General features: G+C 47.8%; 14 protein-coding genes. 12 read left to right on the top strand and 2 right to left on the bottom strand.

Features of this window, described 5'->3' with window-relative positions; all coding sequences use genetic code 11:
- Positions 1 to 94: 94 nt before the first annotated feature.
- From NLX73_RS25030 to NLX73_RS21345, 8 genes are all read left to right on the top strand, one after another.
- A complete protein-coding gene (locus NLX73_RS25030) occupies positions 95 to 1606 on the top strand; it encodes a methyl-accepting chemotaxis protein (protein ID WP_220026707.1) in 1512 nt (503 codons plus the stop codon).
- Positions 1607 to 1736: 130 nt separating this feature from the next.
- Positions 1737 to 2099, top strand: coding sequence for a DUF1304 domain-containing protein (locus NLX73_RS21375; protein WP_061831915.1), 363 nt, complete (start codon positions 1737 to 1739; stop codon positions 2097 to 2099).
- Positions 2100 to 2256: 157 nt separating this feature from the next.
- Complete coding sequence (locus NLX73_RS21370) at positions 2257 to 3876, top strand: ABC transporter substrate-binding protein (RefSeq protein ID WP_254327274.1); 1620 nt, start codon at positions 2257 to 2259, stop codon at positions 3874 to 3876.
- A 72-nt stretch (positions 3877 to 3948) separates the two neighbouring features.
- The gene (locus NLX73_RS21365) at positions 3949 to 4899 is read left to right on the top strand and encodes an ABC transporter permease (protein ID WP_023986565.1); all 951 of its coding nucleotides are present in this window, start codon (positions 3949 to 3951) and stop codon (positions 4897 to 4899) included.
- Between the two features lie 4 nt (positions 4900 to 4903).
- Positions 4904 to 5749 carry an ABC transporter permease gene (locus tag NLX73_RS21360; protein WP_254327273.1) on the top strand — a complete coding sequence of 282 codons (846 nt, stop codon included), beginning with the start codon at positions 4904 to 4906 and terminating at the stop codon, positions 5747 to 5749.
- 75 nt (positions 5750 to 5824) lie between these two features.
- On the top strand, positions 5825 to 6862 hold the full coding sequence (locus NLX73_RS21355; RefSeq protein ID WP_069290854.1) for an ABC transporter ATP-binding protein: 1038 nt from the start codon (positions 5825 to 5827) through the stop codon (positions 6860 to 6862).
- Positions 6855 to 7817: an ATP-binding cassette domain-containing protein gene (locus tag NLX73_RS21350; protein WP_483311712.1), complete on the top strand. Its 963-nt coding sequence runs from the start codon at positions 6855 to 6857 to the stop codon at positions 7815 to 7817. Before NLX73_RS21355 ends, NLX73_RS21350 begins: the two co-directional genes overlap by 8 nt.
- A gap of 49 nt (positions 7818 to 7866) precedes the next feature.
- Complete coding sequence (locus NLX73_RS21345) at positions 7867 to 8322, top strand: hypothetical protein (RefSeq protein ID WP_165179591.1); 456 nt, start codon at positions 7867 to 7869, stop codon at positions 8320 to 8322.
- A 71-nt stretch (positions 8323 to 8393) separates the two neighbouring features.
- Here the strand turns inward: NLX73_RS21345 and NLX73_RS21340 are convergent, their stop codons facing one another.
- Positions 8394 to 9008 (bottom strand): hypothetical protein, encoded by a 615-nt coding sequence (locus NLX73_RS21340; RefSeq protein WP_165179592.1) that lies wholly within the window; start codon positions 9006 to 9008, stop codon positions 8394 to 8396.
- The gene (locus NLX73_RS21335) at positions 9001 to 9876 is read right to left on the bottom strand and encodes a hypothetical protein (protein ID WP_254327271.1); all 876 of its coding nucleotides are present in this window, start codon (positions 9874 to 9876) and stop codon (positions 9001 to 9003) included. The genes NLX73_RS21340 and NLX73_RS21335 overlap by 8 nt, the downstream gene beginning before the upstream one ends.
- 165 nt (positions 9877 to 10041) lie before the next feature.
- Between NLX73_RS21335 and NLX73_RS21330 the strand changes: the two genes are divergently transcribed.
- The 4 genes from NLX73_RS21330 to NLX73_RS21315 all read left to right on the top strand — a co-directional run bounded on the left by NLX73_RS21330 (position 10042) and on the right by NLX73_RS21315 (position 13878).
- Positions 10042 to 10599 (top strand): GNAT family N-acetyltransferase, encoded by a 558-nt coding sequence (locus tag NLX73_RS21330; RefSeq protein ID WP_165179594.1) that lies wholly within the window; start codon positions 10042 to 10044, stop codon positions 10597 to 10599.
- Between the two features lie 249 nt (positions 10600 to 10848).
- On the top strand, positions 10849 to 12147 hold the full coding sequence (locus NLX73_RS21325; RefSeq protein WP_165179595.1) for an ABC transporter substrate-binding protein: 1299 nt from the start codon (positions 10849 to 10851) through the stop codon (positions 12145 to 12147).
- A gap of 38 nt (positions 12148 to 12185) precedes the next feature.
- Complete coding sequence (locus NLX73_RS21320) at positions 12186 to 13058, top strand: carbohydrate ABC transporter permease (protein WP_061830759.1); 873 nt, start codon at positions 12186 to 12188, stop codon at positions 13056 to 13058.
- Positions 13048 to 13878 (top strand): carbohydrate ABC transporter permease, encoded by an 831-nt coding sequence (locus NLX73_RS21315; RefSeq protein WP_013308340.1) that lies wholly within the window; start codon positions 13048 to 13050, stop codon positions 13876 to 13878. The genes NLX73_RS21320 and NLX73_RS21315 overlap by 11 nt, the downstream gene beginning before the upstream one ends.
- Positions 13879 to 13888 lie beyond the last annotated feature (10 nt).

The following is a 13888-nucleotide window of genomic DNA, read 5'->3' as shown; positions in this document are numbered from 1 at the left end:
TATGCGATTTTAGATTTATTTATAATGATTCTTAATAAAATTCCGATATTAAACTATATCGTTTTATATATTGGCTTAGAAGGGAAGAGCATATATGTTTCTTAAAAAAAATGAGACCCACTCACTTGCTCCTTTAGTAGAAGAAAGCCGCAAACTTTCACAAAGAATACAGCAGAAGGATTATTCTGCCGCAATACAAGTTTCATCCAAATCTTCCGAGGTTCAAGAAATCGCAAACAATGTAAACCAAGCGCTTGAGTCCATGAAAAAGGATGCTCAACATGTTGACATCCGTCTGAAGCTTGTTACCAAGGCTATAGAGATTGGCTTATGGGACATGGAGGTGGTTGCGGGTGATCCCGTCAATCCAAGTAATACGTTCACATGGTCAGAAGAATTTCGTGCTATGCTGGGGTATCAGAGCGAAAAGGACTTCCCCAATGTATTAAACAGCTGGGCATCCCGGCTGCACCCCGAAGATCATGACAGGTCATTGGCAGCTTTGTCGGATCACTTGCTGGATTTTACGGGAAAGACGCCTTATGACGTACAGTATCGTTTGAAGCTGAAGCATGGAGAATACCGCTGGTTCCGGGCTACCGGAACGACGATCCGCGATCAGCAGGGAGTGCCGCTTCGGATTGCGGGCGCTCTATTGGATGTGCACGACCAGAAGATTAAGTCCGAGGAGCTTCAGGCTCTAGTTACAAGATATGATCTCATCAATCGTGTTTTGGTGGAGGCTCCATATGATGTCATTCTGGCTGATGGAGACATTGAGAACCCGGATAATATATTTTGGTGGTCCCAGCAATTCCGCCACACCTTGGGCTTTAAGGATGAGCAGGACTTCCCGAGTGTACTAAGCAGTTGGAGCTCACGTATACATCCTGACGATGCCGAGCATGCGTTTAAGGCTGTAGTTGACCATTTAAATGACTATTCAGATCGTACGCCATATGACATGGTATGTCGCTTGCAAAGTAAAAATGGCGAATATCGCTGGTATCAAAACAGTGGAAGAAGCATACGCGATAGCAAGGGAGTGCCTATTCGTATTGCGGGTACTATTCGTGATATTACTGTCGAAAAGGAAAAGCAGGCTGTTGCGGATGAGCTGACGCTCAAAATCCAGCATCTCTCCGATTCCATTACGGAAATGGTGAACGGCGTTAACTCGGTTAGTAACCAGGCGCAGGAGCTGGCTACGGCTCAGGAGCAATCGACAGAGGCAGCGAATCAAGCCAAAGTCAGTGCAGAAGAGACACAAAACATTTCCAACTTCATTAAAGAGATTGCGAATCAAACGAATCTGCTGGGTCTGAATGCCGCCATTGAGGCATCGCGTGCGGGCGAGCAGGGACGGGGGTTTGCGGTAGTTGCAGATGAAGTGAGAAAACTCGCCATACACAGTGCTGATGCGACCGGAAATATCGAGACCAGTCTGGACGAAATGAAGACACTCATTGAGCGGATTTTGCACAATATCGGTAATATGTCTACGCTGACACAAACACAAGCCGCGCTAACGCAACAAGTGAATGCATCTACAGACGAGATCAACAGCATGTCCAAAGCTTTGTTGGATTTTGCAAGAACGATGTAAGGCTTCATGTAGAAATGAGGCCGGGCCTTAGGCTCGGTCTCTTTACTGTTTTTGGAAGATGAACTATACTTTTCGAGGATAGATCTAAAAATCACCTCATAGTAACTTTATGTGGAAAAGAGGAATATACTTGAGCTTACTTAGTTCAATATTGGTCGGAATTGTAGCTCTGGAGCATGTGTACATTCTAATACTGGAAATGTTTCTGTGGACGACTCCGCGGGCGATGCGTACGTTCGGCACCTCGAAGGAGCTGGCGGAAGCAAGCAAATCCCTGGCTGCAAATCAGGGGCTGTACAACGGCTTTTTGGCAGCCGGATTGGTGTGGGGCTTGTTCTATCCGGATACTGTATTCGGGCGGCAAATCCAATTATTCTTTGTCATTTGTGTGGTAGTGGCTGCGTTGTATGGTGCATTAACTGCCAATAAGTCTATTTTATTAAAGCAAGGCCTGCCTGCCATCCTGGCACTAATCAGTTTGTGGATACTCTGAAGACACCCTTAACGGGTGTCTTTTTCCTAGATTCGATCACATAATGTCTGGAATGCTAATGACAAGGGGAATAAACAGTTTTTGACCGATTGTAAATCCGACTATTCCGATTTATAATAAATTTATTACATACTAAGAGGACACGGGGGCTAGAGCGATGCGTCGTAATTTGACTGGTGTATTGGTATTTATTGTATTGATGTTGATTGTAAGTGCATGCTCCGGCGGGAATTCTGGATCTACGTCTGAGACGAATGGGAATACACCCAGTACAGCTACCACAACAGCTGATAACGGACAGCCTAAAGATGGCGGCAGCCTGATCATTGGCGTACAAGCTGATCCGGTGGTGCTGAATCCGAATTATGCGGGTGATCGGGTAAGTCTTACGATAGATCAGGCGATATTCGCACCATTGTTTCAAGTGAACAATGGCAAAAAGACATTTTATTTGGCAGACAGTCTGACTCCTTCAGCAGACAAGCTGACTTATACACTAAAACTGAAAAAAAATCTGACTTGGCATGATGGCGAGAAGCTGACAGCTGACGATGTTGTTTTCACCATTAACAAAATTTTGGACGAGAAGCAGCACAGCTTTTTGAGAAGTAATTTTATGGTTAATGGCAAACCGGTTCAGGCGAGCAAGGTTGATGATACAACGGTGGATTTCAAGCTGCCTCAGCCAGCTCCTGCTTTTGAGGCAGCACTGGTACAGGTATCCCCGATTCCGAAGCACATTTTCGAGAATGAAGCGGATATTGAGAAAAGCACAAAAAACAACTCTCCGATTGGATCTGGTCCTTTCAAATTTAAAGAGTACAAAACCGGTGAGTACGTTACACTCGAACGGTTCGATAACTATGTTGGCGGAAAGCCGCATCTGTATTCAGTAACATACCGGATTGTTAAAGATTCAAATGCTGCGAATTTGGCCCTTCAAAATGGTGAGATCAATGTAAACTATCTCGATCCGCAAAATGTGGAGACCATTAAAGCAACAGATAAGTTTGACATTTTCCCTTACAGCGAAGGTCGCTTGGCTTATCTGATGTTTAATGAAAACAGTGATACGAAGCAGTTGAACAAAAAAGAAGTACGGCAGGCGCTTTCTTATGCATTGAATCAGGATGAATTGATTCAGGTATCCTATGGCTCCAAGGATTATGCAGATACTGCAAAATCTGCTCTGACACAGGATGTACTGTATCACACGAACGACGTTGCATTTTTCAATAATGATGTGAACAAGGCAAAAGAGCTGCTGAAATCGGCTGGAGCTGAAGGACTGAAGCTGCGCATTATCATTCCGGGCGGCAACAAGGTACAAGAAGCACAAGCGCTCTATATCCAGCAGAAGTTAAAGGACATAGGCGTTCAGCTGGACGTGAACAGCATGGATTCCTCGGCATGGTCGCAAAAATTCGTCGATACGAATGCTAAGGACTTCGATCTGGCGATCAGCGGCTATATCATGGGATATGACCCTGACGCATATCGTATTTTGTATAGCACCGGATCATCTTCCAACTATTCACATTATTCAAATAAAGAAGTAGATAAGCTGCTGGAAGAGGGTGCGGGTGAGTCGGATACGACTAAACGTGGAGCAATTTATAAAAAGGTACAAGAGCTGCTGGCTGAGGATGCTGTCATCTACCCGATTGCTTACACCAAGACTATTGTAGCCTTCGACAAGCAGTATGGCGGTATTGATCAGGCTGTGTTAAAGCCGGTCGTGATTTTCGAGGATTTGTCCAAAATTTATCACAAATAAGACAGGGTTTTCAAAAATAAGCTGGGCTAACCAGCTTATTTTTTTCGAAAACAGCAAGGGGAAGGGAAACGTATGAGACAACTCATCGCCAGAAGGTTGCTGCAAGTTATACCGATGCTATTTTTTGTGTCCATCGTCTGCTTCGGCTTGATCAAGCTGGCTCCAGGTGATCCGGTTCTCTCTTTTGTTACACCGAATATGCATCTGGAAGACATTGAACGAATGAGGCATAGCTTGGGGCTGGACCAGCCTGCTTATGTGCAGTACATATTATGGCTTAAAAAGAGCCTGACGGGTGATCTCGGCTACTCGCTAATTAATCACCAGCCTGTGCTGGATCAGATTCTCGATCGTCTGCCGGCTACAGCCGGGTTGATGGGCGCCTCCATCATACTGGCTGTGCTGATTGCAATTCCGCTCGGTTTGACGGCTGCGGCTAATCGGAATCGCTGGATCGACAAGCTCATTAATCTGATGTCGTACATCGGAATTTCTGTTCCGCTATTTTGGCTCGGTATTTTACTTATTTATTTGTTTGCGATTTATCTGCATTGGCTTCCGAGTACAGGAATGCGTACCATCGGTACGGACTCGGTGCTAGATGTAATCAAGCATGGGATTTTACCATGTTTTGTACTGGCCTTCGGCTTTCTGTCTGTGTATGTGAGGTACATCCGTTCCAGCACGATTACGCAGCTCAAGGAAGAGTATGTGCAGATTCAATACGCGTTCGGATCTGGAAAAAGACTGGTTTTGTTTCGACATGTGCTTAAGCATGTGCTGTTGCCCATCATTACGCTGCTCGGAATGTCGGTTGCGGACCTGGTGGCTGGAGCCATTGTGACGGAGACGGTATTTTCCTGGCCGGGCATTGGCTCGCTGGGCATGACGGCGGTAAAAGGGATGGATTATCCCGTCATCATGGGGATTACTTTATTTTCCGCTCTGCTGCTGATCCTGGGTAATCTGCTTGCGGATATCTTGTACAGCATTGCGGACCCGAGAATTAAATCAACGAGGTGAATTCATGAATCGGAGCAAATGGCGCAACATCGGGATCGAGCTGATGACGAGCAAAATGGGCGCCGTCGCCCTCATACTATTGATCGTATTCTCGCTGGGGGCGATTTTCGCATTTTTATCGCCGCAGGACCCGAATAAGTTGAACGTGCTGGAGCGTCTCCAACCACCGGGAGCGGCACACTGGTTTGGGACGGATGATTATGGGCGGGACTATTTTACAAGAGCACTGTACGGCGGACGTGTATCATTGCTGGTAGGCTTCGCGTCCATGATTATTGCGACCAGTATCGGTGCAGTGGTAGGGGTTGTGAGCGGGTATTTTGGAGGATGGATCGACAATCTGCTTATGCGGGTTTTGGAGCTGATCATGTCAATTCCGTCTTTCTTGGTTATTTTGCTGCTGAGTGTGTTTTTGAAGCCGGGCGTCGGCAATATCATTGTCATTATCGCACTGCTCATGTGGATGAACATTGCCCGTGTGGTTCGTGCAGAGACAATGACGTTGCGCGAACGGGAGTATGTACTATACGCCAAAGCTTCGGGACAAAGTACGTTTGGTATTATTATGAAGCATATCGTACCGAATCTGATTCCGGTAATTATTGTAGGGGCGACGAACAATATCGCGTCAGCGATTATGATGGAATCGTCACTGAGCTTCCTCGGCTTTGGTGTTCAGCTGCCGAACGCTACATGGGGCAGTATGCTGAATAATGCCCAAGGATATATTGCACAGGCCCCATATATGGCATTATTCCCGGGTCTACTTATTTTACTGACTGTGTTGAGCTTTAATGTTTTGGGGGATGTGCTGCGTGTAGGCTTTGAACCCAAATTAGTAAAACGATGATTCATAGTTTCATAGATTCATAGTACAGGTCCATTACAAATGGCTCCAGGAGCGACAGGAAGGAGCGAAAACACAATGACAGAACATCTACTGTCCGTCGAACAGCTGGAGGTCTCCTTTTTCACTCGTGAAGGGGAGAATCAGGCAGTTCGAGGGGTTAGTTTTCATATTGATGCTGGAGAAACGGTAGGAATCGTAGGAGAATCCGGCAGCGGCAAAAGTGTTACAGCGAAAGCGATCATGTCGATGATTGCCCCGCCGGGCAAGCGGCTGAACGGCGATATTCGTTACCGGGGACAAAGCCTGACCGCTCTGACGGAAAAGCAATGGCGCAAAATACGCGGAAACCAGATTGCAATGGTTTTTCAGGACCCGATGACCTCGCTGAATCCGGTCAAAAAGGTTGGCTATCACCTGGTTGAGGTGATTCGCAGACATCAAGGACTGAGCAAGGAAGCGGCTACGCAAGCAGCTGTAGAACTGCTGCGACAAGTAGGCATTACCGAGCCGGAGCGCCGAATGAACCAATACCCGCATCAATTCAGCGGCGGGATGCGCCAGCGGGTGATGATTGCCATGGCGCTCTCGTGCAGCCCGGAGCTGCTGATTGCAGATGAGCCGACTACAGCGCTGGACGTAACGATTCAGGCGCAAATCTTGGAGTTGCTCAAGACGCTAAAGCAGCAATCCGACATGTCCATTGCTCTGATCACCCATGATCTGGGCGTCGTCGCTCAGGTGTGCAGCCGTGTCATCGTCATGTACGGCGGCATGGTGATGGAGGAGGGACGCGTGGACGATATCTTCTATCGTCCGGGCCATCCGTATACGCAGGGCCTGCTGCGTTCTGTGCCCCAGCGCACGAACGGCTTCCGCGAGCGGCTGGTGCCGATTGAGGGCACGCCGCCGGACCTGCTGAACCCGCCATCAGGCTGTCCGTTCATGGAACGGTGCCCACACGCGTTTGCCCGCTGTGTAGAGCGGCCACCGATGGTGGAGCTGCGCCCGGATCAGCGAGCAGCCTGCTGGTTGAACGAGCCGGACGCAGTGCCTGCCGGAGTCTGCGAGACGCCGAAAGCGGGCCACGCGGAAGGAGGGAATGACGGTGAGTGAAACAAACGATGTATTGGGTGAGCAACAGCCCTTGGTGGAGGTACACCAGCTTAAGAAGCATTTTGTGACCGCAAAGGATTTGTTAGGGCGTAGCTCTGAGGTGCTCAAGGCGGTGGATGGTGTGAGCTTCCAAATCAAGCGTGGCGAGACGTTCGGACTGGTCGGCGAGTCGGGGAGTGGTAAATCGACGGTTGGACGCTGCCTGACACGGTTATACGATTATACAGAAGGTACGGTACGCTTTGACGGTCAGGATATTTCCAAGCTGAACGATAAGCAGCTCAAGCCGCTGCGTCGGCGCATTCAGAGCATTTTTCAGGACCCGTATTCCTCTCTTAATCCGGGTATGAACGTGCTTGACCTGATCGGTGAGCCGATGGATATTCACAGAGTGCATCAGGGCAGTGAGCGTAAGGATGCCGTGGTGGCTTTACTTGAAAAAGTAGGGCTGAAGCGGGAGCATTTGTACCGCTACTCGCACGAGTTCAGTGGCGGGCAGCGCCAGCGGATTTCCATCGCTCGTGCTCTATCCGTGAATCCCGAGTTCATCATCTGTGACGAGCCGATTTCAGCGCTGGATGTGTCCATCCAGGCGCAGGTCATTAACACGCTGGAGGATCTCCAGCAGGAGTTCGGTCTGACTTATCTGTTCATCGCCCATGATTTGTCGATGGTGCGGCATATTTCAGACCGAATCGGTGTGATGTACCATGGGCGACTGGTAGAAGTAGCTGATGCAGATGAACTGTATGAGCAGCCCGCTCACCCCTACACGCAGGCGCTGCTATCCTCCATCCCTGTGCCTGATCCGAGAGCGGTCGGAGAGCAAGGGGGACTGGGAGGAGGCTTGGCCCAACCAGACGGTTCATTAGTATGGGACAAGGATAACAACAGTGCAACCGAGCTGAGAGAAATCAGTCCCGGCCATTATGTAGCATACCCGGTTAACCTTTAGGGTTAAGATCGGTTGTATGATGTGCATGACCCAAAGGAGGTAAAAAACGATGACTGAATCGACGAAAAGAGTACGTATTTCCCAATGGGACGCGCTCTTGCTGGAATCATTACGCTCTTTAGGCTGGTCCCAAGAGGAATTAATCCGTCGCGTGCAGCAAAATGAGCTGCCAACGGACGGACCATCCGATTTTGATTATACAGAGCTTGTCACCGGGCTGGCGTCCCAAGAGCCGGAGGTGTTTGTCAGCACGGTAACGGACGGATATCAGATCAAGTACAATACGATCCGGGGCATTCGTTCGTGGATTGCCGTTGCGTTCGGGCGGGAGCCTGAGCTGTCACTAGAGGAAGGAAGCGAAGCCGTTACATCCGAACTGACGAAGGCTGAGTATGATCGGCTGGAGAGAGTGCTTTCGTTAGGATGGTTCATCCAGGAAGTACATCCCGCGGCGGGCGAGACTTCAGGATTATACCGAATCGTGCCTGCTGCACAGACGAATTAAATCATGGGGATGGAGTAACACCATTCACCAGAAATGGAAACGAGCTGACCGTGAAGGCCAGCTCGTTTTTTTTAATGCAATCCTTCTTCATCTTTTTTATTCAGCATAACCAGACTATTGTGAATAACCCGTGTCATGCAGTAAAAGCAGGCCATTCTGGCGGTTTGCATTATAGCTCCCAACAACATGGACATCGATTCCATATCGGAAAAGTGTCGGATAAGAATCCGATTAATAATTCCTTCACCAAACCAGACAAAATATAGCGGAACAATCATCTTTTGAATATAACGGGCTTTGCGCTCCAATTCGGGGTGGAGCGCAAAGTACCTGTAAATATGGGTGAATGTATTAGAGAATCCCCACAAGTTAATAAAAGGAATCATGCGAGCAATGGCTCCCACGGTACGAATCGGATAATCGGAATGCTTTTGCCGGATGGCTTTATGTACTTGAACTAGCCAGATCAGATAGGTTACAAAACACAAGTAGTACAGCACAAAGCTAAAAACTGTAAATTTTTGCTCCAGCTCGTATAGATGATCATAATAAAAATCATTTGCGTAGATATACACTAATGTAAAAATAAGGATGAGAAATTCGCCTATAGTGCCCACTGCTAGTAAGGCTTGATGTACGCTGCCAGCTGTCTTAGATGGGAATGCTTTGGAATCTGGATCATTCAAGATGTACTTCCTCCCAGTCTAGTTGCTTCAAATACACGATAGCATCCTCCAGTGTTTCTACGGGGATAATGCGTAACTTGAGTCCATGCTCCTTTTGAACTCGGGCAGCCTCTGCTTCGTTGCCTTCCTCACCGTACCATTCATAATCTGCCGGTACGAAGAATAGATCAACCTTTGCCGCCTCGGCTCCCAGCAGCTTTTGCTCCAGCCCACCGACCGATCCGACATCTCCGTATTCTTCCATCGTGCCAGAGCCTGCGATTTTGTGACGTCCGCCATCTGAAAAGTCGATATTATTGGCTTCCTCATACAGTCCGATACCTGTCATCAGACCCAAGGAATTTCCCGAAAGATCCTGCAAATGAGTCAATAGCTCCGCATAGCGAGCATCCTCCAATTTGTTAAGATTCGAGAAAGTCGCCGTAGCCCCAGCTGTGTCGCTGTCTACGCTTAATTCCGTCGCTGCATGTACGGCTTGCATGGCAGAATATTTTAGCGTGTCCGTCTCTGTAAGGTCCTTCAAATAAGAGTCCACTTCATCAGGGGCAAGAGGTTCAAATTTAATCGCTCCCCCAGATACATTTTCACTGGAATATACATTCCAACGCTCCAGGAGATTGTTAGCAATACCCGTTTGCACAGACGCAAAAAACACGCTTCCCTGAACGCCAAGATCTTTGACCGGATGCATTTCTCCCTGCAAAATATACTGCGCAGGCATAGGCCTTGTTCCAATAAAGGCAGCGATAGCGGGGATCAGCAGCAGCGCGAAGATGAGTATACGTTCTTTGTTTATGCCAAATATCTTTTTGAGGAGATATGGATTACGGCTTGGCACCTCATTCACAACCTTTCCAACTGTTCTCATACGGATATCATCGGTTGAAATGATTAGAAAGGTTACATTTTTCACCATAAATGACCGATAAGAGTATAGTAGTATTCATATTTTTTACGCTCTGCCAGATCATCAGACGCTCATTTTTTATGCTATATTTTATACATAAGGAAAATTTGAGAGTTGAGGTGCAGCATGACATCAATGAATATTGTCGAATCATCCGTCAAACCAGGATTAATGGCTTTTCAGGCAAGCACTGAAGATCAGGAGCAGGTTCAGGAGTTAATTTTAAAGACGGCCAGATGGCTGCACAGTAAAGGCTCTACGCAATGGGGACGCTTACTAAAAGGTAAAGATGATCATAACCTAGGCGGCGCTATTGCACGCGGAGAAGTGGTTATTTTCCGAGCATCAGAGGATCATAGCTTGGCAGGCGCAGTGATCTTACAGCAGCAGCCCAGTGCATGGGACCGTAAGTTGTGGGGACTAGACGAAACGGATTCTGAAGGAGGAACCTCAGTATATTTGCATCGTTTGGTTGTGGATCGCGATAGCACCGGGAAGGGGCTAGGCCGTGAGCTGATGCAATGGATTGAACAAGGCATCCACTTCACAGGCAAGGATCGAATCCGTTTAGACTGTATTGCGGGCAATGACAAGCTTAGTGAGTTTTACAGACAATGCGGTTATACGTATATAGGCGAAACGAACGGCTATAATATTTTTGAAAAGATGCTAATAAAGTCATAGAAAACGGAATCATACTGAAGGAATACGAAAGAAGGAAGCAGGTGATCTGCATTCTTCTTTTTTTGCTGTATAGCCCTTTACTTTCTCTTGGTCGCTGTCATATCAGAGCCCCCAAAAGAAAAAATTATATAAAAATGAAAATGGGGATATCGCGCCTCCCCCTTCTACATATGATGATAGGGAAAGTTTTGTAAGCGCTTCAAAAGAAGAGCGACATACAACCATGCGAAGCTACAGGAGGCGGTTAAGGTGGACAATTACATGAGCTGGATAAAGATTGGATTTTTCCTCAGCGTTCTGTTTTTACTTGCAGCGGCATGCAGTACCTCTCCCAAAATAGAGGAGACAGAAGGGCAAAAAGTGCGACTTACAATGCAGGCTTGGGGTAATCCTGCGGAGGTGAAGGTGTATCAGCGGGCGCTGGATGCATTTGAAAAGGAAAACCCAAATATCGAGGTTAAGCTGGTGCCTGTACCGGGAGACCAATATGAGCAAAAGCTGTTGACACAGCTTCAGGGAAGTCGCGGACCGGATGTGTTTTATTCGTATGAATCGACGATTGCGCGTTTGATCGGGGCGAAGCAGGTACAGCCTTTGGGTGAGTTTTTAAAAAGTGATGCGAGTGATGTGAAGGCTGAGGATTTTCCGGAAGGATTGTGGGGACCGGCAAAGCGTGATGGGGAAATTTATGGGGTCACTCCCGACTCAAACCCAATGGTCATGTATTACAACAAAAAGGTATTTAAGGAAGCAGGCGTGAAGACGCCGCAAGAATACTATGACGAAGGCAAGTGGAATTGGGACGCCTTTGAAGAGGTTACATCCAAGCTGAAGGCAGCCGGAAAGCAGGGTTATATTGCGGAAAACTGGTGGGCTCACTGGTATTCATGGGTGTGGTCGAATGGCGGTCAGATCTTTGATGAACAAGGCAAATATGTGCTGGACCACAATGAAAAGGGCAAGGAAGCCTTCGGTTTTATGTACGATATGGTGAAAAAGGGAAATGCGGTATATCTCGGCTCGCTTCCCAAAGGGCAAGGGGCTGACGCGATGTTCATGTCCAATCAAGTCGGTATGCTGGCGGCGGGAAGATGGCTGGAACCCTTGTTTAGCCAAAATAAAAGCCTCGACTTCGATTATATCTACTGGCCATCCAATACCGGTAAGAATGAGCCCGTTGCCATTCCGGTTGCCTATGTAGCTGTAAACAAAAATAGTCTGCATGTGCAAGAGGCCATGAAGTTGGCAGCATTCTACGTCTCTGTGAAGGGGCAGGAGGCCCGGCTGGTTGAAGGTGGGAATGCCATGGGTACGCTTGCTGCCGCAGATGAGAGCATTATGAAAAAGGCGACAATTGAGCATTCAAGCTATTTGACCGAAGGACGTAACATAGGGCATGCTCATGGATCTGCACTGGCCTATGATGCTCAGGTGCCAGGGCTGAACTCGGATATCACGGAAACCATCGACCTGATGTTCCTGGGCAAGCAGGATGCTGCGGCAACCATTGAAAAGTTGAATCAGATCATATCCAAGGCGGTCAAGTAGGCACGGGATGGGCCGTGACCGGGGAGGAAGGTGACAAGATGCAGAAAAAGCATCAAGCGCTGTGGGGCTATCTATTCATTGGCCCCCAGTTTTTGGGTCTGTTATGTTTTTCGCTGTTGCCGTTGCTATATGCGCTTTACTTAAGCTTTGTAAACTGGGATGGATTTGGCGTACCCTTGTTTGTCGGCTTGGACAATTTCAAGGGCCAATTATCTGATCCTGATTTTTGGAAGGCACTCATCAATACGATGTACTATATGGTGCTGGTCATTCCGGCGGGGATTATATTGGCCCTGCTCGTAGCCATCGTGCTCAACAAAGTGAAGGGCAAGGAAATTTATCGCTTGTTCTTTTTCATGCCTGTCGTAACCAGTTCGGTATCGGTTGGTGTCATCTGGATGTGGATACTGAACGGCGAATTTGGCATTTTAAATCATCTGCTGCGAGCGATTGGGATTACAGGCCCGATGTGGCTTACCGATACGCAGTGGGTGATTCCGTCGATTGCGCTTTTGAGCATATGGCTGGGACTGGGATATAATATGGTCATTTTTCTGGCAGGACTCCAGGGTATCTCCAAAAGCTATTACGAGGCAGCGGAAATTGACGGGGCCAGCAAGTTCCAGCAGCTAAGGTATATTACATTGCCGCTGTTGTCACCAACGACCTTTTTTGTGACCATCATGATGGTCATCAGTTCTTTTCAGGTGTTCGATCAGGCGTTTGTCATGACGAATGGAGGGCCAGCTAAAGCAAGTTATACACTGGTGTACCACATTTATGATCAGGCGTTCATTGACTTCACGATGGGAGAAAGTGCCGCGGCAGCAATGATTTTGTTCGTGATCATTCTCGTATTTACACTGTTGCAATTTAAAATGCAAAAGAGGTGGGTGCACTATGGAGATTAGTTCCAGAGGTAGGGTATTCCTGCGCCATGTGCTGCTCGCTGTCGGCTCTTTAGTCATGTTTTTTCCATTCCTGTGGACTGTTCTAAGTTCCCTGAAGGATATTTCTCAAATTTTCGTCGTCCCACCTCAATGGATTCCTGATCCGTTCGTATGGAGCAACTATCCGGCATCGCTGGAGGCGATGCCCTTCGTGCAGGCGTATATGAACAGCTTTTACATTACGGTGATCATCGTGACAGCGACACTGATTAGCGCGTCTATGGCGGCGTATGCTTTTGCTAAAATCCGATTTCCGGGCTCGAATATACTGTTTATCTTGTTCCTCGCTACGATGATGGTGCCCAAGCAGGTGACGATGATTCCGTTATATTTGGTGATGGATCGCATCGGTTGGCTGGATACGCATTGGTCGCTGATCGTACCTGGAGCCTTGTTTAATGCATTCGCAGTGTTTCTGCTCCGCCAGTTCGTCATGGGTATCCCACGCGATCTAGAGGAAGCGGCGGTAATGGATGGGGCGGGCTACATTCGTATTTACTGGAGCGTCATTTTGCCACTCATTCGTCCGGCATTGGCGGCGATAGGGATTTTCACCTTTTTGGGTGCCTGGAACAGCTTTCTTGATCCGCTTATCTATCTCAATACACCGGAGAAATTCACGGTTCCGCTTTTACTTAACAATTTCAAAGGGTTATATACCGCCGATTGGTCACTGATGATGGCGGGTACCACCATTTCTGTCGTCCCGGTGCTAATCGTCTACATCATTGCCCAAAAGCAAATTATTGAAGGCATCACCTTGACGGGAATTAAGGGGTAGGGGCATCTCT

It is taken from the genome of Paenibacillus sp. CH40, from assembly GCF_024213605.1.
Classification (GTDB): Bacteria; Bacillota; Bacilli; order Paenibacillales; family Paenibacillaceae; genus Paenibacillus; species Paenibacillus polymyxa_B.
The sequence above is the reverse complement of the archived record's forward strand: the minus strand, read 5'-3'. Positions and strand labels throughout refer to the sequence as shown.

What these genes read in the sequence shown, in the direction of transcription:
- NLX73_RS21345 (WP_165179591.1), top strand. Translation starts at nt 7,867, where the DNA reads ATGACTGAATCGACGAAAAGAGTACGTATTTCCCAATGGGACGCGCTC.
- NLX73_RS21355 (WP_069290854.1), top strand. Translation starts at nt 5,825, where the DNA reads ATGACAGAACATCTACTGTCCGTCGAACAGCTGGAGGTCTCCTTTTTC.
- NLX73_RS21315 (WP_013308340.1), top strand. Translation starts at nt 13,048, where the DNA reads ATGGAGATTAGTTCCAGAGGTAGGGTATTCCTGCGCCATGTGCTGCTC.
- NLX73_RS21370 (WP_254327274.1), top strand. Translation starts at nt 2,257, where the DNA reads ATGCGTCGTAATTTGACTGGTGTATTGGTATTTATTGTATTGATGTTG.
- NLX73_RS21320 (WP_061830759.1), top strand. Translation starts at nt 12,186, where the DNA reads ATGCAGAAAAAGCATCAAGCGCTGTGGGGCTATCTATTCATTGGCCCC.
- NLX73_RS21365 (WP_023986565.1), top strand. Translation starts at nt 3,949, where the DNA reads ATGAGACAACTCATCGCCAGAAGGTTGCTGCAAGTTATACCGATGCTA.
- NLX73_RS25030 (WP_220026707.1), top strand. Translation starts at nt 95, where the DNA reads ATGTTTCTTAAAAAAAATGAGACCCACTCACTTGCTCCTTTAGTAGAA.
- NLX73_RS21330 (WP_165179594.1), top strand. Translation starts at nt 10,042, where the DNA reads ATGACATCAATGAATATTGTCGAATCATCCGTCAAACCAGGATTAATG.
- NLX73_RS21335 (WP_254327271.1), bottom strand. Translation starts at nt 9,876, where the DNA reads ATGAGAACAGTTGGAAAGGTTGTGAATGAGGTGCCAAGCCGTAATCCA.
- NLX73_RS21360 (WP_254327273.1), top strand. Translation starts at nt 4,904, where the DNA reads ATGAATCGGAGCAAATGGCGCAACATCGGGATCGAGCTGATGACGAGC.